Origin of the sequence: Maribacter sp. BPC-D8 (assembly GCF_035207705.1) — a bacterium.
GTDB lineage: Bacteria > Bacteroidota > Bacteroidia > Flavobacteriales > Flavobacteriaceae > Maribacter.
Map to the genome: position 1 here is coordinate 2,047,208 of NZ_CP128187.1, position 20,483 is coordinate 2,067,690.

Annotated in this window: 17 protein-coding genes, 2 tRNA genes and 3 rRNA genes; 11 read left to right on the top strand and 11 right to left on the bottom strand. The window is 37.4% G+C overall.

All coding sequences use genetic code 11. The annotated features are described in order from the left end of the window. Both QSV08_RS09145 and QSV08_RS09150 read left to right on the top strand, forming a co-directional pair. A complete protein-coding gene (locus QSV08_RS09145; RefSeq protein WP_324028083.1) occupies positions 1 to 507 on the top strand; it encodes a DUF6452 family protein in 507 nt (168 codons plus the stop codon). Then, entirely contained in the window at positions 488 to 1,273 is a 786-nt protein-coding gene (locus QSV08_RS09150; RefSeq protein ID WP_324028084.1) for a DUF6048 family protein, read from the top strand. Before QSV08_RS09145 ends, QSV08_RS09150 begins: the two co-directional genes overlap by 20 nt. Here the strand turns inward: QSV08_RS09150 and QSV08_RS09155 are convergent. Both QSV08_RS09155 and QSV08_RS09160 read right to left on the bottom strand, forming a co-directional pair. Next, a complete protein-coding gene (locus tag QSV08_RS09155) occupies positions 1,268 to 1,498 on the bottom strand; it encodes a hypothetical protein (RefSeq protein ID WP_324028085.1) in 231 nt (76 codons plus the stop codon). The two genes, QSV08_RS09150 and QSV08_RS09155, sit on opposite strands and share 6 nt — an antisense overlap. Then, the gene (locus QSV08_RS09160) at positions 1,495 to 2,664 is read right to left on the bottom strand and encodes a THUMP domain-containing class I SAM-dependent RNA methyltransferase (RefSeq protein ID WP_324028086.1); all 1,170 of its coding nucleotides are present in this window, start codon (positions 2,662 to 2,664) and stop codon (positions 1,495 to 1,497) included. The genes QSV08_RS09155 and QSV08_RS09160 overlap by 4 nt, the downstream gene beginning before the upstream one ends. 93 nt (positions 2,665 to 2,757) lie before the next feature. On the opposite strand from QSV08_RS09160, the gene QSV08_RS09165 reads away from it, so the two are divergent. Together QSV08_RS09165 and QSV08_RS09170 are read left to right on the top strand one after the other, a co-directional pair. Then, positions 2,758 to 3,429 carry a ZIP family metal transporter gene (locus QSV08_RS09165; protein WP_324028087.1) on the top strand — a complete coding sequence of 224 codons (672 nt, stop codon included), beginning with the start codon at positions 2,758 to 2,760 and terminating at the stop codon, positions 3,427 to 3,429. Next, on the top strand, positions 3,430 to 3,855 hold the full coding sequence (locus QSV08_RS09170; protein ID WP_324028088.1) for a DUF4268 domain-containing protein: 426 nt from the start codon (positions 3,430 to 3,432) through the stop codon (positions 3,853 to 3,855). A gap of 22 nt (positions 3,856 to 3,877) precedes the next feature. Here the strand turns inward: QSV08_RS09170 and trhA are convergent, their stop codons facing one another. The 6 genes from trhA to QSV08_RS09200 form a co-directional block, all read right to left on the bottom strand. Continuing rightward, positions 3,878 to 4,510 carry a PAQR family membrane homeostasis protein TrhA gene (trhA, locus tag QSV08_RS09175; protein WP_324028089.1) on the bottom strand — a complete coding sequence of 211 codons (633 nt, stop codon included), beginning with the start codon at positions 4,508 to 4,510 and terminating at the stop codon, positions 3,878 to 3,880. A gap of 167 nt (positions 4,511 to 4,677) precedes the next feature. Beyond that, a 5S ribosomal RNA gene (rrf, locus tag QSV08_RS09180) occupies positions 4,678 to 4,789 on the bottom strand. A gap of 168 nt (positions 4,790 to 4,957) precedes the next feature. Further along, positions 4,958 to 7,789 (bottom strand): 23S ribosomal RNA (locus QSV08_RS09185). A gap of 141 nt (positions 7,790 to 7,930) precedes the next feature. Continuing rightward, a tRNA-Ala gene (locus QSV08_RS09190) sits at positions 7,931 to 8,004 on the bottom strand. A gap of 152 nt (positions 8,005 to 8,156) precedes the next feature. Next, positions 8,157 to 8,230: transfer RNA gene (locus QSV08_RS09195), tRNA-Ile, on the bottom strand. Between the two features lie 182 nt (positions 8,231 to 8,412). Then, positions 8,413 to 9,937, bottom strand: a 16S ribosomal RNA gene (locus QSV08_RS09200). The 16S, 23S and 5S rRNA genes sit together here with 2 tRNA genes alongside, the layout of an rRNA operon. Before the next feature lie 696 nt (positions 9,938 to 10,633). Between QSV08_RS09200 and thrS the strand changes: the two genes are divergently transcribed. From thrS to rplT, 4 genes are all read left to right on the top strand, one after another. Continuing rightward, positions 10,634 to 12,580, top strand: a complete 1,947-nt coding sequence (gene thrS, locus QSV08_RS09205; protein ID WP_324028090.1) for a threonine--tRNA ligase — start codon at positions 10,634 to 10,636, stop codon at positions 12,578 to 12,580. Positions 12,581 to 12,605: 25 nt separating this feature from the next. Next, a complete protein-coding gene (gene infC / locus QSV08_RS09210) occupies positions 12,606 to 13,163 on the top strand; it encodes a translation initiation factor IF-3 (protein ID WP_084135105.1) in 558 nt (185 codons plus the stop codon). A gap of 116 nt (positions 13,164 to 13,279) precedes the next feature. Next, positions 13,280 to 13,477, top strand: a complete 198-nt coding sequence (gene rpmI, locus QSV08_RS09215) for a 50S ribosomal protein L35 (protein WP_138115992.1) — start codon at positions 13,280 to 13,282, stop codon at positions 13,475 to 13,477. A 95-nt stretch (positions 13,478 to 13,572) separates the two neighbouring features. After that, positions 13,573 to 13,917, top strand: coding sequence for a 50S ribosomal protein L20 (gene rplT / locus QSV08_RS09220; RefSeq protein ID WP_027064529.1), 345 nt, complete (start codon positions 13,573 to 13,575; stop codon positions 13,915 to 13,917). Between the two features lie 36 nt (positions 13,918 to 13,953). Here rplT and QSV08_RS09225 read toward each other — a convergent pair whose 3' ends face one another. After that, entirely contained in the window at positions 13,954 to 14,232 is a 279-nt protein-coding gene (locus tag QSV08_RS09225; RefSeq protein ID WP_324028091.1) for an EF-hand domain-containing protein, read from the bottom strand. Positions 14,233 to 14,265: 33 nt separating this feature from the next. Further along, positions 14,266 to 14,688 (bottom strand): secondary thiamine-phosphate synthase enzyme YjbQ, encoded by a 423-nt coding sequence (locus QSV08_RS09230; RefSeq protein ID WP_324028092.1) that lies wholly within the window; start codon positions 14,686 to 14,688, stop codon positions 14,266 to 14,268. 90 nt (positions 14,689 to 14,778) lie between these two features. Between QSV08_RS09230 and QSV08_RS09235 the strand changes: the two genes are divergently transcribed. Both QSV08_RS09235 and QSV08_RS09240 read left to right on the top strand, forming a co-directional pair. Further along, on the top strand, positions 14,779 to 15,588 hold the full coding sequence (locus tag QSV08_RS09235; RefSeq protein WP_324028093.1) for an HAD family hydrolase: 810 nt from the start codon (positions 14,779 to 14,781) through the stop codon (positions 15,586 to 15,588). 233 nt (positions 15,589 to 15,821) lie between these two features. Next, positions 15,822 to 16,718, top strand: a complete 897-nt coding sequence (locus tag QSV08_RS09240; RefSeq protein WP_324028094.1) for a DUF1338 domain-containing protein — start codon at positions 15,822 to 15,824, stop codon at positions 16,716 to 16,718. 217 nt (positions 16,719 to 16,935) lie between these two features. Here QSV08_RS09240 and QSV08_RS09245 read toward each other — a convergent pair whose 3' ends face one another. After that, on the bottom strand, positions 16,936 to 17,907 hold the full coding sequence (locus tag QSV08_RS09245) for a helix-turn-helix domain-containing protein (protein WP_324028095.1): 972 nt from the start codon (positions 17,905 to 17,907) through the stop codon (positions 16,936 to 16,938). Positions 17,908 to 18,054: 147 nt separating this feature from the next. Between QSV08_RS09245 and QSV08_RS09250 the strand changes: the two genes are divergently transcribed. Continuing rightward, on the top strand, positions 18,055 to 20,472 hold the full coding sequence (locus tag QSV08_RS09250; protein ID WP_324028096.1) for a TonB-dependent receptor: 2,418 nt from the start codon (positions 18,055 to 18,057) through the stop codon (positions 20,470 to 20,472). The last annotated feature ends 11 nt before the right edge of the window (positions 20,473 to 20,483 follow it).

Consider the following 20,483-nt stretch of genomic DNA (forward strand, 5'->3'; position numbering starts at 1 on the left):
ATGAGAAGATTTCAAATCGGATTATTGATTTTTCTAGGGATTATTATCTCTTTATCATGTGAAAAAGATGATATCTGTGTAGAAGGTGACACTCCCCTACTGGTCATAGAATTTTATGATATTTCAGATACAGCTACCTTAAAGGAAGTACCAACATTAAGAGTCGTTGGTGTAGGCCAAACGGTTACCGTAAATACCGTTACAGACCGCAGCAATTTAAGTACGATATCTATTCCGTTAAAAACTGATGAAGACACAACTAGCTTTATATTAATAAAGAACTCTGCTGCCAATGATGACGGAGCAGAAACAGGTAACGTTGACACCATTAATTTTTCATATTCAAGAATTGAAGACTTTCTATCTCGTGGTTGTGGTTTTGTGGTTAACTATGATGAATTGGATGCCAATGTAACCGCTGATTCTGATAACTGGATTCAAGATATCGAAATAACACAATCGTTAGTCACTAACTCAGATTCTACACATGTCAAGATATTTCATTAATCTTTTATTCATTTTAATTACTTGTTCGGTATTTAGCCAAAGCAAGCCTATTGATCTAAACCCAAAAGATACTGTTGAGTACAAACAGTCATATGGCTTAGGTTTGGGTATTGATTTAAGTAGAATTATAACTGGAGCTTTAGATGATAATTATAAAGGTTTCGAAATTGTAGCTGATTATAGATTGACCCAAAATCTATATTTAGCTGCAGAATTAGGTACAGAAGAAAAAACGCGACAAGAAGACCTATATAACTTCACCACCTCGGGTAATTACATAAAAATAGGTGTAAACAAAAATACTTATGCAAACTGGTATGGTGAGCGAAACTTAATTTATATGGGTGGTCGATTGGCATTCAGTACTTTCGACAATACGCTTAATAATTACCAATACTTCGATACAAATAGATACTGGAGTCCAGACGGATTTTCTAACGGTTCTGATGTTCCAGAGAAATTCTCAGGTCTTTCAGCCACATGGATAGAAGGTGTTTTTGGTACAAAAATAGAAGTGTTCTCCAATCTGTATATGGGTGCAAGTATCCGATTAGGTCTTATTTTAAGTCAAAATGAAGATGAGCGCTTTCCTAATTTGTGGGTACCCGGTTTTAACAAAGTAACTTGGGATAGTAATTTCGGTATTGGGTACAACTACAGTATTTCTTATTTCTTACCGCTTTATAAAAAGAAAAATAAGATTAAGAAAAAAATTGAACTATCTAGTGAACCACAAGGTCCACCAAAACCAAAAGAGCGCTTATAGAATTTTAAAGCCCTTGATAAAAATCCATTTCATCACAATCTTCTCCACACCCTCTATTTTAGTTACAGCAAATTTTGGAGCTAAAAAAGAAGCGCTAATAGCAGCAATAGCAGATAAATAAAGAGAGTTCATCGTTACAGTAACGTATAAAATGTAACGAAATAAAACAAACAGCACTGCGAAACTTAAAAAATTATAGATTAGAACTTTGTGCTTTAGTTTCATTCTTCTGTATTTTTTTGATACTTCGCTTTCTTACTACCTTCATACATTTCATACTTTACCAAACGAGACTCTAAGTGGCTATTAAACACTTTTATTTTACGAGAAGGTCGTAAGCCAACATATTTCAAAGCTGGTAGATTACTAGTTATAAACCAAGCATTCGTACCTGGGTAACCTTGTTTTAAAGTGTCACCTATCGCACTATAAAATTTCTCCATTTCAATATCTAATCGCTCACCATATGGCGGATTAAAACACATATGTAACGTTCCTTCCGATTGTTTTTCAGTTTTGAAAAAATCTTTACGCTCAACCGTTATATAATCTTCTAGATTAGCATTCTCAATATTATCTTGAGCTTTTCTTACCGCAGAAGGTGCTTTATCGTATCCGATAATTTTATAATGAAACTCTCTAGTTTTCTTTAAGCATGAATCAATAATTTTCTCGAATAAATCAGCATCAAAGTCTGTCCATTTCTCAAAGGCAAAACCTTTTCTATTAATATTTGCTGGTATATTACAAGCAATCATTGCTGCCTCTGTTAACATGGTACCACTACCACACATAGGATCTAAAAAGTCAGATTGACCGTCCCATCCACTTAATAATAACAACCCAGAAGCCAAAACTTCATTAATAGGTGCAATATTGGTAGCTGTACGGTAACCTCTTTTATGTAATGAATAACCAGAACTATCTAGCGACACATTACACTCATTATTATGAATATGAATATTTATACGAAGATCTGGATCCTTAACGTCTACATCTGGTCTTGTACCATCAGTTTCTCTAAATTTATCAACTATCGCATCTTTGGTCTTTTGAGATACATATAAAGAATGTGTAAACTGCTCAGAGTTCACGGTAGCATCTATAGCAAAAGTTTCACTGACAGAAAGGTGCTCCGTCCAATCCATTGCATAAATTTTCTTGTACAAATCATTTTCATCTCTAACACGAAACGAATGTATAGGCTTAATAATTTTAATTGCTGTTCTTAAACACAGATTAGCTTTGTACATAAAACCAGTATCTCCTTCAAAAGATACATTTCGAGTTCCCTCTACTACATTACTCGCACCTAGATTTCTAAGTTCTTTTGAAAGCAGTTCTTCAAAACCAAATAAGGTCTTTGCGACCATTTTAAAATTATTACCCATATTCATCTTTTCTCGTAACGCAAAAATACGCTAATTTTGACGCCTGTTTAATTAATGACCTATTTCCTTTATAAAAGGTTTATCAGCATCTACATGATTTATATTTTACCTATTCTGGGAGTGCTTATTAGTTTTCTTTTTGTGGTCATCGCAAAACCACAAAAAAATGAATCGTTTAAACTCTTACTAGCATTCAGTGGTGCTTTTCTTTTAGCCCTTACAATATTTGAAATGCTACCAGAAGTTTATTCAACTATTGATTCAAAGTCCATTGGCGTTTTTATAATGTTGGGAATATTATTTCAAATATTTCTAGAATTCTTCTCTAAAGGAGCTGAACACGGTCATGTTCATATCTCAAAAGAAAGTCAAAATTTTCCATGGTTACTCTTTATCAGTCTTTGTATTCATTCCCTTCTTGAAGGTCTTCCAATAGGCACTAATCACACTATCATTTATGGTATTCTAATTCATAAAATACCAATAGCAATTATATTAAGTATCTTTCTTTTAGGCTCTAATATTAAACCAGTACAAGCCGGGCTCTTTATGCTATTATTTTCTATAATGACTCCCTTAGGTACCTATTTAGCACATACTATTGATTTATTTTCTACATACGGAGTATATTTAAATGCTCTAGTAATAGGAGTATTTTTACATATTTCGACCGTAATATTATTTGAAAGTTCTGAAGGTCATAAATTCAATTTAAGGAAGTTACTGGTAATTATACTAGGAATAACAATCGCATATTTTTTATAAATGTTTAGTAAAGAAGACTCTAGAAAATTACGTGAAGAATTTTGGATTGCTTTTGGAAAATCTTTTCCAAATAAATGGACTTTGTATAAAACTAAGGTTAAAGGACTATCGTTTAAATTTCATTTTGATTTAAAAATGGCAATGGTTTCCATTGATGTAGATTCAGATCTAGAACAACGTGTAAAAGTTTGGGACAAACTTGTAGCTCTAAAATCAATATTAATAGATGAATATCTTCCTGAAGCTATTTATGAAGACTTCTTTATACTGGATAATCAAAAAGATATTTCAAGAATTTACGTTCAAATCAAGGATGTTTCTATTCACAATAAAAACACTTGGAGAGAAACCATGCAGTTCTTGAATACTTCTATGTATAAAATAGAAAAGTTTTATGAAGAATATAAAGATATTATAGATTCGTAATTTTCAAAACAAAAGCTAGCCCTTAAATTACATCTAAAAAAATAAAGAACCAATGGCATATCGCACCAGCTAAAACAAAAAGGTGCCATATAAAGTGATTGTAAGGTATTCTTCTTACCGCATAGAATATAATACCAATAGTATAAAAAGCACCGCCTAACATCAACAATTGAATTCCTAATTCAGAGGTATTATCTACTAAATTTTGAAAATAAAATACTATTAGCCATCCCATTGCTAAATAAAGTAGTAATGACACAATTTCAAACTTACCAGTAAAAAACAATTTTAAAATGGTACCAACAGCAGCTATACCCCATACTGCGAAGAAAATCAACCATCCATTACCGTTTACAAGTGTTATTAAAGCCACAGGAGTATACGTACCCGCTATAAGGTAATAGATATTTATATGGTCTAGAACTCTCATTCTAAGTTTCCATATTTTATTATCAACTGCATGATATATCGTAGATATTGATAACATGCTTATTAATGACAAACTATATATAATTATTCCCCAGGTTGCATATTCAGATTTATGATTGTTTCCTTGAATCAACAACACCATACCTACAATAGCCAATAATGCACCAATACCATGAGAAATGGTATTGAACTTTTCTTCTTTCTCTAATGATTTTAAGTAAGACATTTAAATATGCTCCTAATATATCGAACAATTGATTAATCAATTATTCCATTAAATGATTAATCATACGAAATTTAGTACAAAAATAGAACAAGGGATTAGAACATCACCCCTTTCCTTGACTTTATGGTATAAAAAAAGCCCTTTACATTACTGTAAAGGGCTTTCGAAAAAGGCGGCTACCTACTCTCCCACTTGATATAGCAGTACCATCGGCGCAAACGGTCTTAACTTCCCTGTTCGGAATGGTAAGGGGTGGGCCCCGTCGCCATGGCCACCTAAGTTTTAGATCGGATATTACCGACCGCGGCCTTCGCCGCAATATCGTTGACATGAATGGAACAGGATCCTATAAAGGAAAGAAGCACTTATAGTATTAAGTATTTTTCGTAATAAAAAGAAAGAAGTAAAGATCGTCGTCCGCCCCTTCCCTAAAGAAGGGACGTACGTATGCGCAAGCCTGACGGGCAATTAGTACTACTCGGCTACGGACATTACTGCCCTTCTACCTATAGCCTATCAACGTGGTCATCTCCCACGGCCCTTTAAAGAAATCTCATCTTGTGGCTGGTTTCGCGCTTATATGCTTTCAGCGCTTATCCAATCCCGACATAGCTACCCAGCGATGCTCCTGGCGGAACAACTGGTGCACCAGCGGTCAGTCCAACTCGGTCCTCTCGTACTAGAGTCAGATCCACTCAAATTTCTAACGCCCGCAGTAGATAGAGACCGAACTGTCTCACGACGTTCTGAACCCAGCTCGCGTGCCACTTTAATGGGCGAACAGCCCAACCCTTGGGACCTTCTCCAGCCCCAGGATGTGACGAGCCGACATCGAGGTGCCAAACCCCCCCGTCGATATGAGCTCTTGGGGGAGATCAGCCTGTTATCCCCGGCGTACCTTTTATCCTTTGAGCGATGGCCCTTCCATGCGGAACCACCGGATCACTATGCTCTTGTTTCCAACCTGATCGACCTGTATGTCTCTCAGTCAAGCGCCCTTGTGCCATTGCACTCTACACACGATTGCCAACCGTATTGAGGGCACCTTTAGAAGCCTCCGTTACTCTTTTGGAGGCGACCACCCCAGTCAAACTACCCACCACGCACTGTTCTCTCATCGAGAGTTAGGCCCCGGACAAGCAAAGGCTGGTATTTCAACAATGACTCCACCACACCTAGCGATGCAGCTTCAAAGTCTCCCAGCTATCCTACACATTGCTTGACCAAGGTCAATACGAAGCTATAGTAAAGGTGCACGGGGTCTTTTCGTCCCACTGCGGGTAACCGGCATCTTCACCGATACTACAATTTCACCGAGCTCATGGCCGAGACAGTGTCCAGATCGTTGCACCATTCGTGCAGGTCGGAACTTACCCGACAAGGAATTTCGCTACCTTAGGACCGTTATAGTTACGGCCGCCGTTTACTGGGGCTTCAATTCAATGCTTCTCCCCGAAGGAATGACATCTCCTCTTAACCTTCCAGCACCGGGCAGGTGTCAGGCCCTATACTTCATCTTTCGATTTTGCAGAGCCCTGTGTTTTTGATAAACAGTCGCCTGGACCTCTTCACTGCGGCCCCCCATAAGGGGGCGACCCTTCTCCCGAAGTTACGGGTCTATTTTGCCTAGTTCCTTAGCCATGAATCTCTCGAGCGCCTTAGAATACTCATCCCAACCACCTGTGTCGGTTTACGGTACGGGCTGCTTCACTTGCTTTTCTTGGAAGTCGATATGCTGGATTATCACCTTGACCGTGGTCTCGGTGTACTATCGGGGCGTTACCGCTCCCTTCAACGTACAATTCCGTCTGTACGCACCAACTTCTCGCCTCCGTCACTTTTAGCGTGAGCAGGTACAGAAATATTAATCTGTTGTCCATCCACTATCCCCTTCGGGTTCGCGTTAGGTCCCGACTGACCCCCAGCTGATTAGCATAGCTGGGGAAACCTTGGTCTTTCGGCGTGCGGGTTTCTCGCCCGCATTATCGTTACTTATGCCTACATTTTCGTTTGTAATCGCTCCAGCATCCCTCGCAGGTACACCTTCGACGCAATTACAATGCTCCCCTACCCCTCATATAAATATGAAGTCACAGCTTCGGTGATATACTTATGCCCGATTATTATCCATGCGGAACCGCTCGACCAGTGAGCTGTTACGCACTCTTTAAATGAATGGCTGCTTCCAAGCCAACATCCTGGCTGTCAATGCAGTTCCACCGCGTTATATCAACTTAGTATATACTTTGGGACCTTAGCTGGTGATCTGGGTTCTTTCCCTCTCGGACATGGACCTTAGCACCCATGCCCTCACTGCGCAGAAACATTTTATAGCATTCGGAGTTTGTCAGGAATTGGTAGGCGGTGAAGCCCCCGCATCCAATCAGTAGCTCTACCTCTATAAAACTATCTACACGCTGCACCTAAATGCATTTCGGGGAGTACGAGCTATTTCCGAGCTTGATTGGCCTTTCACCCCTACCCACAGGTCATCCCAAGACTTTTCAACGTCAACGGGTTCGGTCCTCCACTATGTGTTACCACAGCTTCAACCTGCCCATGGGTAGATCGCACGGTTTCGCGTCTACTACTACTAACTATGGCGCCCTATTAAGACTCGCTTTCGCTACGGCTCCGGACCTGAAGTCCTTAACCTTGCTAGTAAAAGTAACTCGTAGGCTCATTATGCAAAAGGCACGCCGTCACCCATATGGGCTCCGACCGCTTGTAAGCGTATGGTTTCAGGATCTATTTCACTCCGTTATTCACGGTTCTTTTCACCTTTCCCTCACGGTACTGGTTCACTATCGGTCTCTCAGGAGTATTTAGTCTTGGCGGATGGTCCCGCCGGATTCATACAGGGTTTCACGTGCCCCGCACTACTCAGGATACCACTATCTTAATGCTCTTTACCTATACGGGACTATCACCCTCTATGGTCGCTATTTCCAAAGCGTTCTAGTTCATTACATCTCGAATGTCGTGGTCCTACAACCCCGCACATGCCGGAACATGTACGGTTTGGACTAATCCAATTTCGCTCGCCGCTACTATCGGAATCACTTTTGTTTTCTCCTCCTCCGGGTACTTAGATGTTTCAGTTCCCCGGGTTTACTTCCATTACTGGATAACATATCTTCAATATGCTGGGTTGCCCCATTCGGATATCTACGGATCATATCGTGTGTGCCGATCCCCGTAGCTTTTCGCAGCTTATCACGTCCTTCATCGCCTCTGAGAGCCTAGGCATTCCCCATACGCCCTTTTCCAGCTTGTCGCCAGATCTTTAATCTATTCTATTTTATTCGTACTCTTTACTTAATAAAGATTCGTGTTTCTTTCTTTTTTAGTCGGTAAAACATAAAAATGTCTTACCTCCTGTTCCAATATGTCAATGAACGTTGTCGACTTTCGTCGCTGTGGAGAATATCGGAGTCGAACCGATGACCTCCTGCGTGCAAGGCAGGCGCTCTAGCCAGCTGAGCTAATCCCCCGTTTTCAGTTATCAGTATTCAGTTTACAGTATTCAGCCTATGCCGTACTGCGTACCACATACCGTGTACTGCAAAACTGGTTTCCCAACTTCTAAAATTTCCTTCAATACTTAATGAACGTACCGTCTAATCAAAGACGATTTTCTTGTTTGTAGTCCCAGGCAGACTCGAACTGCCGACCTCTACATTATCAGTGTAGCGCTCTAACCAGCTGAGCTATGGGACTGTCCCTACTCTTTCCTCTCGGCATAAATACCTCGCAAAAAAAAGCAATTACTTATATATCATAATTATGGAGATTATTGTAATGGAACATTTACTAAAGAAACTATTATTAAATCAAAAGACCGGGACCGTAGTTCCATTCTTTACTTCGTCAGGGACTGTCCTTAAAAGGACAATCTCTAGAAAGGAGGTGTTCCAGCCGCACCTTCCGGTACGGCTACCTTGTTACGACTTAGCCCTAGTTACCGATCTTGCCCTAGGCCGCTCCTTACGGTGACGGACTTCAGGCACTCCCAGCTTCCATGGCTTGACGGGCGGTGTGTACAAGGCCCGGGAACGTATTCACCGGATCATGGCTGATATCCGATTACTAGCGATTCCAGCTTCACGGGGTCGAGTTGCAGACCCCGATCCGAACTGTGACAGGTTTTGTAGATTCGCTCTGCCTTGCGACATGGCTGCTCTCTGTACCTGCCATTGTAGCACGTGTGTGGCCCAGGACGTAAGGGCCGTGATGATTTGACGTCATCCCCACCTTCCTCACGGTTTGCACCGGCAGTCCCGTTAGAGTCCCCATCATGACATGCTGGCAACTAACGGTAGGGGTTGCGCTCGTTATAGGACTTAACCTGACACCTCACGGCACGAGCTGACGACAACCATGCAGCACCTTGCAAATTGCCCGAAGGAAAATCTATCTCTAGACCTGTCAATATGCATTTAAGCCCTGGTAAGGTTCCTCGCGTATCATCGAATTAAACCACATGCTCCACCGCTTGTGCGGGCCCCCGTCAATTCCTTTGAGTTTCATTCTTGCGAACGTACTCCCCAGGTGGGATACTTATCACTTTCGCTTGGCCGCCCAGAACTCAAGGTTCCGGACAGCTAGTATCCATCGTTTACGGCGTGGACTACCAGGGTATCTAATCCTGTTCGCTCCCCACGCTTTCGTCCATCAGCGTCAGTATATAGTTAGTCACCTGCCTTCGCAATCGGTGTTCTATGTAATATCTATGCATTTCACCGCTACACTACATATTCCGGCAACTTCACTATAACTCAAGACTAACAGTATCAAAGGCAATTTTACAGTTGAGCTGCAAACTTTCACCCCTGACTTATCAGCCCGCCTACGGACCCTTTAAACCCAATAATTCCGGATAACGCTCGGACCCTCCGTATTACCGCGGCTGCTGGCACGGAGTTAGCCGGTCCTTATTCTTACAGTACCGTCAGTAAGCTACACGTAGCTATTTTTCTTCCTGTATAAAAGCAGTTTACTACCCATAGGGCATTCTTCCTGCACGCGGCATGGCTGGATCAGAGTCTCCTCCATTGTCCAATATTCCTCACTGCTGCCTCCCGTAGGAGTCTGGTCCGTGTCTCAGTACCAGTGTGGGGGATCCCCCTCTCAGGGCCCCTACCCATCGTAGTCTTGGTAAGCCGTTACCTTACCAACAAACTAATGGGACGCATGGCCATCTTATACCGCCCGAAGGCTTTAACCACATCCTGATGCCAGGTCGTGGTACTACGGGGCATTAATCCAAGTTTCCCTGGGCTATTCCCCTGTACAAGGTAGGTTCCATACGCGGTGCGCACCCGTGCGCCGGTCGTCAGCGGAGCAAGCTCCCTGTTACCCCTCGACTTGCATGTGTTAGGCCTGCCGCTAGCGTTCATCCTGAGCCAGGATCAAACTCTTCATCGTTGTTTTGTAAATATTCGTCCCAACGAAGTCTAAATTTCTCCCGGCCCCGACTCTCGATTCAATTCCTTATATATACCTTGCGATATACTAAATTGTATGTTTCCTTAATTCTTGTTCCTCTCGCCCAGGTCCTCACCTGAACTCGATTCTTATCTCCACAATATTTCAATGAACTTCTATCCACTCCGCATCAAATCTCTCGATTTCTTTGCTTCGTTTCCCTTAGGTGTTTCCCTAAGCGGCTGCAAATATACAACTGTTTTTTAACCTGACAACTTTTATTGAAAAAAATATTTTTCTTTTTTTTTCCCAGATCAAATCAACATATATATGAACCTTTTTCCAACTCCCGATTCCGAACTTATCTTCCTCGTTTGCGGGGTGCAAATGTACACACTATTCTTAATAACACAACTATTTATTTAAATAAAATTAAAGAAAAATTTACATCAATATGCAACATCCTAATAAATAACACTTTACCATTTCAGCACATAATAAACAGATCGAATTTTACTAAAAAAGCTACTCAGATATTTAAAAACGCCCAAAGAATATGATTCAAATACCAATACCCCACTACCCCACATCAACAACAAATAACCAATACTATATGTATACACTACATTATAACATGAATCTATTGCGGACGTGAATAGTTCATATTATCTTTGACACCCTATAATATGTATACAAATGATTAAAATTACACTTCCCGACGGATCGGTTAAGGAATTTGAAAAAGACACAACCCCAATAGCAGTTGCCAAAAGCATAAGCGAAGGATTAGCACGTAATGTTATTTCTGCAAAATTCAATAATACCATTGTTGAAACTACCACACCATTACAAACTGACGGGAGCTTAATTTTATATACATGGAATGACAAAGAAGGTAAAACCGCTTTTTGGCATTCAACTTCACATATTGTTGCTCAAGCTATAGAAGAATTATACCCTGGAGTAAAGCTTACTATAGGTCCGGCGATTGATAATGGATTCTATTATGATGTTGAACTTCCTACAGGTTCTATTTCTGACAAAGACTTCCCATCTATAGAAAAGAAAGCATTAGAAATTGCAAGAGGGAAGCATGATTATAAAATGAGAGCAGTTTCAAAAGCAGAAGCTCTTGATTTTTACAAAAACCAAGGTAATGAGTATAAAGTAGAATTGATAGAAAACCTTGAAGACGGTACTATTACATTTTGCGACCATGACACCTTTACAGATTTATGTCGTGGTGGTCATATACCAAATACCGGTATTGTAAAAGCCATTAAAATTTTAAGTGTTGCCGGTGCGTATTGGAGAGGGAACGAAAACAACCCGCAACTGACTCGTATATATGGTATATCATTTCCAAAACAAAAAGAGCTTACTGAATATTTAGCACTTTTAGAAGAAGCTAAGAAACGTGACCATAGAAAACTAGGTAAAGAATTAGAGCTATTTACATTCTCTCAAAAGGTAGGGCAAGGTTTACCATTATGGCTACCAAAAGGAGCTGCACTAAGAGAACGCCTAGAGCAATTCTTAAAAAAGGCACAAAAGAAAGCTGGTTATGAAATGGTGGTTACACCTCATATTGGTCAAAAGGAACTATATGTTACCTCTGGACATTATGAAAAGTATGGTGCAGATAGCTTTCAACCTATTCATACACCAAAAGAAGATGAGGAGTTTTTATTGAAACCAATGAACTGTCCGCATCACTGTGAAATTTATAACGCTAAACCATTTAGCTATAAAGAACTTCCTAAAAGATTTGCTGAATTTGGTACTGTATATAGGTATGAGCAAAGTGGGGAACTACACGGCCTAACCAGAGTTAGAGGTTTTACTCAAGATGACGCACATATTTTTTGTACACCTGATCAATTAGATGAGGAATTTAAAGAAGTAATAGACCTATCATTATATGTACTTGGATCTTTAGGCTTTGATGATTTCACAGCACAAGTATCGGTACGTGATTTAGATACTCCAGAAAAATATATTGGATCAGTAGAAAACTGGGAAAAAGCAGAAAAAGCTATTATAAATGCCGCTAAAGAAAAAGGACTTAATTATGTAATAGAAAGTGGTGAAGCTGCTTTTTACGGACCTAAGTTAGATTTCATGGTAAAAGATGCTTTAGGCAGACAATGGCAACTAGGTACAATTCAAGTAGATTACAACCTACCAGAAAGGTTCGAATTAACCTATAAAGGCAGTGACAATGAGCTACATAGACCAGTAATGATACACCGTGCCCCTTTCGGAAGCATGGAACGTTTTATAGCATTATTAATAGAACACACAGGTGGTAATTTCCCTTTATGGTTAACCCCTGAACAAGCTATTATTCTTCCTGTTAGCGAAAAACATGAAAAATATGCTCAAAAAGTTTTAAAATCCCTAGAAAATAACGAAATTCGCGCCCTTATCGATAGTAGAAACGAGACGATTGGTAAGAAAATACGAGAAGCAGAAATGAGTAAAGTTCCATTTATGCTGATTGTAGGGGACAACGATGAAGTAGCAAACACCATTTCTGTGCGTAAGCATGGTGGTGAAGACTTAGGAGCGATAGACGTAACTATGTTTACAGACTTGGTCAACAAAGAAATAAATAGTACCTTAAAGACGTTTAAAGAATAGAAAGTTTAATTAAAATTATTTAGTCATAGCAATACGTAAAAGATTTAGACCACAACCTAGAAGGGAAAATAAGAATCCCCATAATATCAATGAAAAGATAACAGCCCCAAAAGTTAGGTTGGTAGGTGACAATGTTGAAGTAGGTGTATATCCTTTTCCTCAGGCTCTTGAGAAAGCAGAAGAATTAGGTTTGGATTTGGTGGAGATTTCACCAAAGGCTGACCCTCCTGTTTGTAAAATAATGGAGTATAAAAAGTTTTTATACGAGCAGAAGAAAAGAGACAAGGCCATGAAAGCGAAAGCTTCAAAGGTCGTTGTTAAAGAAATAAGATTTGGTCCTAATACAGATGATCATGATTATGACTTTAAAAAGAAACACGCTGAAAAGTTCCTTAAAGAAGGAGCTAAACTAAAAGCGTACGTATTTTTCAAAGGTCGTTCTATTGTCTATAAAGATCAGGGTGAAATTCTATTACTGAAATTAGCTTCTGAATTGGAAGAATTAGGAAAGGTAGAACAGATGCCTAAATTAGAAGGAAAGCGTATGACAATGTTCATTGCGCCTAAGACTAAGGGAAAATAAAATAACACTTCGGCTTCGTATTACGACCGAATGTATTTATAAAATACTAAACGCTGCTTACAATTGTGGGCAGCGTTTAGCATGCAAAGTGAGATTAATATATAAACTAGGAGAAAATGCCTAAACAAAAAACAAAATCCAGTGCTAAGAAGCGTTTTAAGCTTACAGGTACAGGTAAAATTAAAAGAAAGCACGCTTTTAAGAGTCATATTTTGACTAAAAAATCTAAAAAGCGTAAGCTAAGGTTAACTCATGATGGATTAGTTCATCAAGCAGATGTTAACAGTATTAAAGAGCAATTACGTTTAAAGTAATCTACTCTTTTAACAGGTAAAATTATTAACCATGGAGTTAGGCCTTAAAAGTTTCTTTAATTAAAAGAACGCCTACTACAAAAAATTAGAAAAAAATGCCAAGATCAGTAAATGCAGTAGCTTCAAGAGCCAGAAGAAAAAAGGTAATGAAGCAAGCCAAAGGTTACTTTGGAAGACGTAAAAACGTTTGGACAGTAGCCAAAAATGCGGTTGAAAAAGCAATGTTATATGCTTATAGAGATCGTAGAAACAAGAAAAGAACTTTCCGTTCATTATGGATTACCCGTATTAATGCAGGTGCCAGACAACACGGAATGTCTTACTCTCAATTTATGGGAAAAGTAAAAGCTAATAACATAGAACTTAACAGAAAAGTTCTTGCAGATTTAGCAATGAATCACCCAGATGCCTTTAAGGCAGTTGTAGATCAGGTAAAATAAATTAATAACAATCTCACTTTTTGAAAAATCCGATTCTTACGAATCGGATTTTTTAATTTTAGATATTGCCGTTTTAAACTCTTCCCAGTCTATTAACTCATCTCCATTGCTATCATATCCTTCAATTAGCTTTGAAGACACAATACCTCTAATAAACCCACTTATTTCTGCATCTTTCAAGAGCTTAACAATTTCAGCTTTTGTAAGCTTCTGATCATTATCCTTATCAAAAAAATTAAAGGCCATTACAGGAGTTTGAAAATGATTGGTAATTAATATTTGAATTTTATTTAAAATAGATTCTTCTGTTGTCATATTCTTCTTGTTTTACTTCAAGTTAATCAAAAATCAATTTCCCCACAACGTCAACACTATATTTCTACCAGACACGTAATTTCTATGCTCACAAAGATAAATTCCCTGCCAGATACCCATATTTAGTTTACCATTGGTTACAGGTATTTGCACCGAAGCACCCATTAATGATGCCTTAATATGTGCAGGCATATCATCTGAACCTTCATAACTATGTTTGTAATATGACGCATTTTCAGGAACTAATACATTAATATGAGACTCAAAATCATCACGAACCGTTGGGTCTGCATTCTCATTAATTGTTAAACTTGCAGATGTATGCTTGATAAATACTTGTAAAAACCCTGTATGTATTTGTTTAATTTCTGGGATACTTTTTACCACAATATCTGTGATTATATGAAACCCTCTTTGATAAGGCGGTAATGTAATCTCATTTTGAAATAATTTCATACTTTATATATTATTAAATAAAGGTAAAACTTTGCTTTTAGCCACATTACTAAAGTTGGTTGAAATATCTTTGTAGCAAAATAAAATTACATGGATTTATCAAAGATTAAAATGGTTGTTTCTGATATGGACGGGACACTTCTAAACTCCAATCACCAAGTCAGCGATCAATTCTTTGACATATTTAAAGATTTAAAATCTCAAGGCATCACTTTTGTAGCTGCAAGCGGTAGACAGTACAATAGCATTATTGACAAGTTAGCCGCTATAAAAGATGATATAATCGTAATAGCAGAAAATGGAGGTTTTGCCATGAAGCAGAATACCGAAATTCTAGCTACACCATTAGATAAAAACCATGTACAAGATATTTTAAAAACCTTAAACGAAATACCAAATATACACCCAGTACTTTGTGGTAAACATCAAGCTTATTTAACCGGAACCTCAGAAGAGTTTGTAAGCAAACTGGCTGAATATTATACCGAGTTTGAGATTATAGATGACCTATTAGCTTTTGATTCTGAAGTCATCAAAATTGCCATTTATCACTTCGAAAGTAGCGAACAATATATTTATCCGTTTGTAAAGCACTTCGAGGGTGATTTAAAAGTTAAGGTTTCTGGTGAAAATTGGTTAGATATCTCTAATATAAATGCGCACAAAGGATACGCATTAACCAAGGTTATGGAAAGTTATAATTTGAAATCTAATGAAGTAATGGTCTTTGGAGATTATAACAACGATCTTGAAATGCTTGCTTTATCTGATTTCGGATTTGCTATGGAAAACGCTCATCCTAATGTAAAAGAAGTAGCTACATATAGCACAACAAGTAACGATAATTTAGGTGTTGAACGTATTTTAAAAGAGCTCATAAAATCTAAAATGAAATTGTAAAAAACTTTTGATTACAAACAGTTCTAAAAACTGACTGTGTATATCGTATTATTTACACGTTGTATTCAAAACAGATTTATAACTCATACTTAAATCAATTAACCTCTATTATTATTTTTAAATTTATTCCTAAAAATATCCACAACCAAAGAGGATTAGTCATGATTTCAAAAATATATTTGACAGCTAATCTAGAAACAATTGTAACTTTAAAGAAAATTAAATAGTTAACTATGGATTTTACTGATGACACAAAACTAGATAGCCTAATGGGAGCACTATTTACTCCTTATAAACAATCTGTTACAGATGTTCAAAAAGTGATAGATGCGTTACTATCACATGCAATTATAAGTTCAGAAGATGAAATAGTAAACGACCATATTGCTTTTAGAACTCTTGGAGTTCCAAATTTAGGTATAGCCTCTTTCGAAAAGCTTTTTTTACATTACGGTTATGTGAAAAAGGACTATTATTTTTTTAAGGAGAAAAAATTGAATGCCTATTGGTACGCACCCCCATCACCTAAATATCCACGCATTTTTATAAGTGAATTAAGGGTAGATGATTTACCTGAAAAAGCAAAAACTATATTAAATAAGTATACTAATGACATTCTCCAAGACCCCGTCGATAGCATTGATTTAAACAATGTAGCGTCTGTTGGAAACTTTTTTTATAAACCACTTTGGGACCTCCCAACAATTACCGATTATCAAGAGCTTCAAAAAATTAGTGAGTATGCTGCTTGGGTATTGTACAATAGATATTATTTAAACCATTACACTATAAGCGTCCACGATTTAAAGCAGCCATATAATTCACTTGAAAGCTTTAATAAGTTTTTGACAAGCATTGGCATCACCTTAAATACAGCTGGCGGAGTCATTAAAACAAGTGCTGACGGTTTACTAAAGCAGACGAGTTCAGTAGCTAAAATGATAGATGCAATTTTTAAAGATGGTGAACACTTAGAAATATCTGGTAGTTATGTGGAGTTTGCCGAACGATTACCTTATCCAAAATCTACAAATGACACCGAGCCAACTAGAAGGAGAGATGGTTTTGAATCTGCAAATGCGGATAAAATATTTGAAAGCACCTACAGTTCTCAGACCAAGAAATCTTAAAAACTAAAGAGCTAATAAAAAACCGTGATCATTACTTTCGTATTGATCACGGTTTTTTATTAGCTCTAAATATGAATTGAACTCATGTCTTTTGTTACTTTTTTCTAGGCAAGAAATAAGACATTGTTTAATATTAAACCATATCCTAGAGAGGTTGGCATTATAAAATATGGGATTCGCTATGGAAAATACTAATTAAATAAAGTCATTATCCCAATCACTGCACTGCAGGTTTTAACTCACTTGGCACATACCCCATAGTTCTTTTAAAAGCAGTGGTAAAATGCTGCGGATTTGCATAACCTACTTCGTAAGCTGCAAAAGCAATGGTTGCCCCGTCTTGGGTTATTAAACTCTTAGCAAACTCCATACGTATTGCTGTAATGTATTTAAACACAGTTACCCCATATATTTTTTTAAAATCTCTTTTCAACTTAGTAGTATTGAAACCTGCAATATTCGCTAAATCTAAAATTTTCAATGGCTCTTTTAGGTTATTTCTAATATGAGCCTCTACTTTTACAATTGCCAAATAATCTGAATTCAACAACTTAATGTTGGTCTTAGAAAGCTTAGAAGTTTGCCTACCCAAAAGAAAATCTATCATCAACACCGTCAATTTACTTTCTAAATATGTTTTTCTAATCTCACCTTTATAAGGGCATTGTATTATTTCATTTATTTTACTTCGAATTTGAGGAGGAATAAATTTGCTTTTATCCCATAATACAAAAGAGTTTGAGTTAGCTATTGCCGCTTTTAATTTTTCAAAAGAGCTTTCAAATTCTGTTCCCAACAAGCTTTGAAGTAAACTAGGTTTTACATAAATCTCAAATAACTTAGCATTTCCTTTAAAAAAAATATCCCTACCCTCAGTTGTTGGGTAGTAAAACATATTACAGTGGTTTTCTGGAATTTGAACTAAATATTTAATGTGTCTAAGCGGTTGGTAACAATAAGTTCCTTCTAGAGAAAAATGAAGTTTTATTAAATGTTTGTCGCTGGTTACACATATTTCTGAATCGAATTGATGAATTAAGTTTAAATCAGAAAAGTCTGCACCTCTAATAAAAGAATTATTATCCTTAGTGGTTACCTCTACTTCATTGAACTGAACGGAGTTATTAATAAATCCGTTTTTAAACAACTCACCTACCCTTAATTCCTTTCGTAAAAACTCGCTATTCATATGCTTTTCCTCTCCCTATTCAATACTTCCTTTTGCGTATGTTTAAATTCCTTTCTCGGTACTTGCCTTCTCATTCCTGCTTTAGATTTGCAAAACTAATTTATTTAGACTAAATCTTAATAAAGATAGTGACCTTTTTTAAACCAAATGAAAAATTTCTTTTTTACTATACTTTTCTTCATGTTCTTGTTTGTTCAAGGGCAGCAAAATTCAGGTACAATTTCAGGTACTGTGCAAGATAACTCTGGCAATTCTTTACCATTTGCAAGTGTATTAGTTGAAGGATTAAAACTTGGTGTACTTACCAATGATAATGGTTTCTATACTATCAACAATATTCCAAAAGGAAAATACAACCTAGTAGTTTCATTCATTGGTTATGGTACACGTTCGACACCTTTTGAAATATCAGAAAGTAACCGGAAAGTCAATCTCGATTTCACCCTACAAGAGTCTACAGAGAATTTAGATGAAGTTACCATTAACGGTAAATCGAATGAAACGAAACTAGAAACAAAAGGTTTTGCTGTCAGCGCAATAAAAACAGAAGAAGCTAGCCTTAGAAATATACAAACCAACGAATTACTGAACACTACCGTTGGAGTAAAAATTCGTCAAAATGGAGGATTAGGTTCAGATGTCACCTATAGTTTAAACGGATTATCTGGTAACTCGGTACGTATATTTATAGATGGTATTCCGATTTCAACTTACGGTAATTCATTCAACCTAAATAGCATACCACCTTCAATGATTAAAAACATTGAAGTTTATAAAGGCGTGGTACCTGGTTATTTAGCTGACGATGCATTAGGCGGAGCCATTAATATAGTTCTACATAATGATGCTAAAACGAATTTAAATGCGTCTATTTCTTACGGATCATTCAATACTACACAAGCCAGTGTAAATGGCTTATATCGCTTTGACAAATCAGGATTAACCGTTAAGGCATCTCTTTTTCACAACTACTCTGATAATGATTATAAGGTATCGGGCAGAAGTGTTGTTGTTACCGGCTTAGGCGGAGTACAAACCCCAATTACAGCAAGAAGATTCAATGATGCTTATAGATCTACTGGTGGTAGAGCAGAAATTGGATATACCGATGTGAAATGGGCTGACCAATTTTTTATTGGTGTTACTGGATCAGATGATTATAAAGAAGTACAGCATGGAGCTTTTATGACCATAACCCCATATAAGGATAGGTTTTTAGAATCTGATGCTTTATTAGGAAGTATCAACTACCAAAAGAAAGATCTCTTCACAAAAGGGCTTGATGTTAAAGTAAACGGTTTATACGGAAAAAGAAACCGAGCTGTTAACGACACCGTTTCTTGGGCATATAGCTGGAACGGAGAAAGAGCAATTGACTTCAGAGGAAATGAATATCAATACACCTGGAGGTCTCAACAAGAAGGAGGACCTACACTTGCTAAAATAAAAAGAAATGTAGCTTCAATTAGAAGTGGTGCTTCTTACGCAATAAACGACCATCATAGTGTATCGTTAAATCATGTGTATAGCGGAATTGATCGAGAAGATAGCGATGCCCTAAGATCCGTTTTAGAAAACACTTTTGTTGGCACAAGAGAATTGAAAAAGAACATATACTCCTTAACCTACGAGCTAACTGCTTTTGATGAAAAACTAAAAGCCAATTTGTTTGGCAAGCATTACCAACAAAAATCAACAAGTGTTGATCCTTCCATCGAATCTGACGCTGACGGAAATGATGTGGTCGTAGATGAAGTCGTTAGTAGTAACAAAAGTTATGATGGTTATGGTTTTGCTGCATCCTACGAAATTGTACCTAATATTACCATATTGACATCCGCTGAAAAAGCAATTAGATTACCAGACGAAACTGAAATTTTCGGTAATGATGGTGATAATGTAGTGGCCAACTCAAGTATTGATCCAGAAAGCAGCGAGAATTTCAACCTAGGCTTCAGGTTTGGAAATTTCAATATTAAAAAACATGCTTTTACAATATCTACCAATGTTTTCACCCGAAACTTAAAAGACAGAATTGGTCTACCTATAGAAACATCTTTGAATGTTGATGACGAATTAATAATATATGTAAACCAAGGTAGTGGTACATCTAAAGGTTTTGATGCTCAACTAAATTACGCTTACGATAATAATTTTGGTTTGAACTTCAATATTTCTCGATTTGATTTAAAAATTGAAAACCAAGGAATAGAAATCGATGTGCCTAATACTCCGTTTTTCACCATGAATGGTGGTTTACGCTATTCTTTCAAAGATTTAATTCAGAAGAAGTCTAGACTTAATGCGTTTTATAACGTGTACTTCACCGATGAGTTTTCTTTTCTAACTGCACAAGGTAGCAACACTGTTGGCAATGAGTTTTTTGCTGTACCCCAACAAATATCACAAGATTTCGGACTTAGCTATGCATTTCCAAATAACAAGTTTACAGTAAGTTTTGATATCAAAAATATATTCGACGAACCTGTTTACGATAATCTTTCTGTTCAAAAACCAGGAAGAGCTTTTTACTTAAAACTGAATTACGCAATAAATAAATTTTAATCTTTTAATTA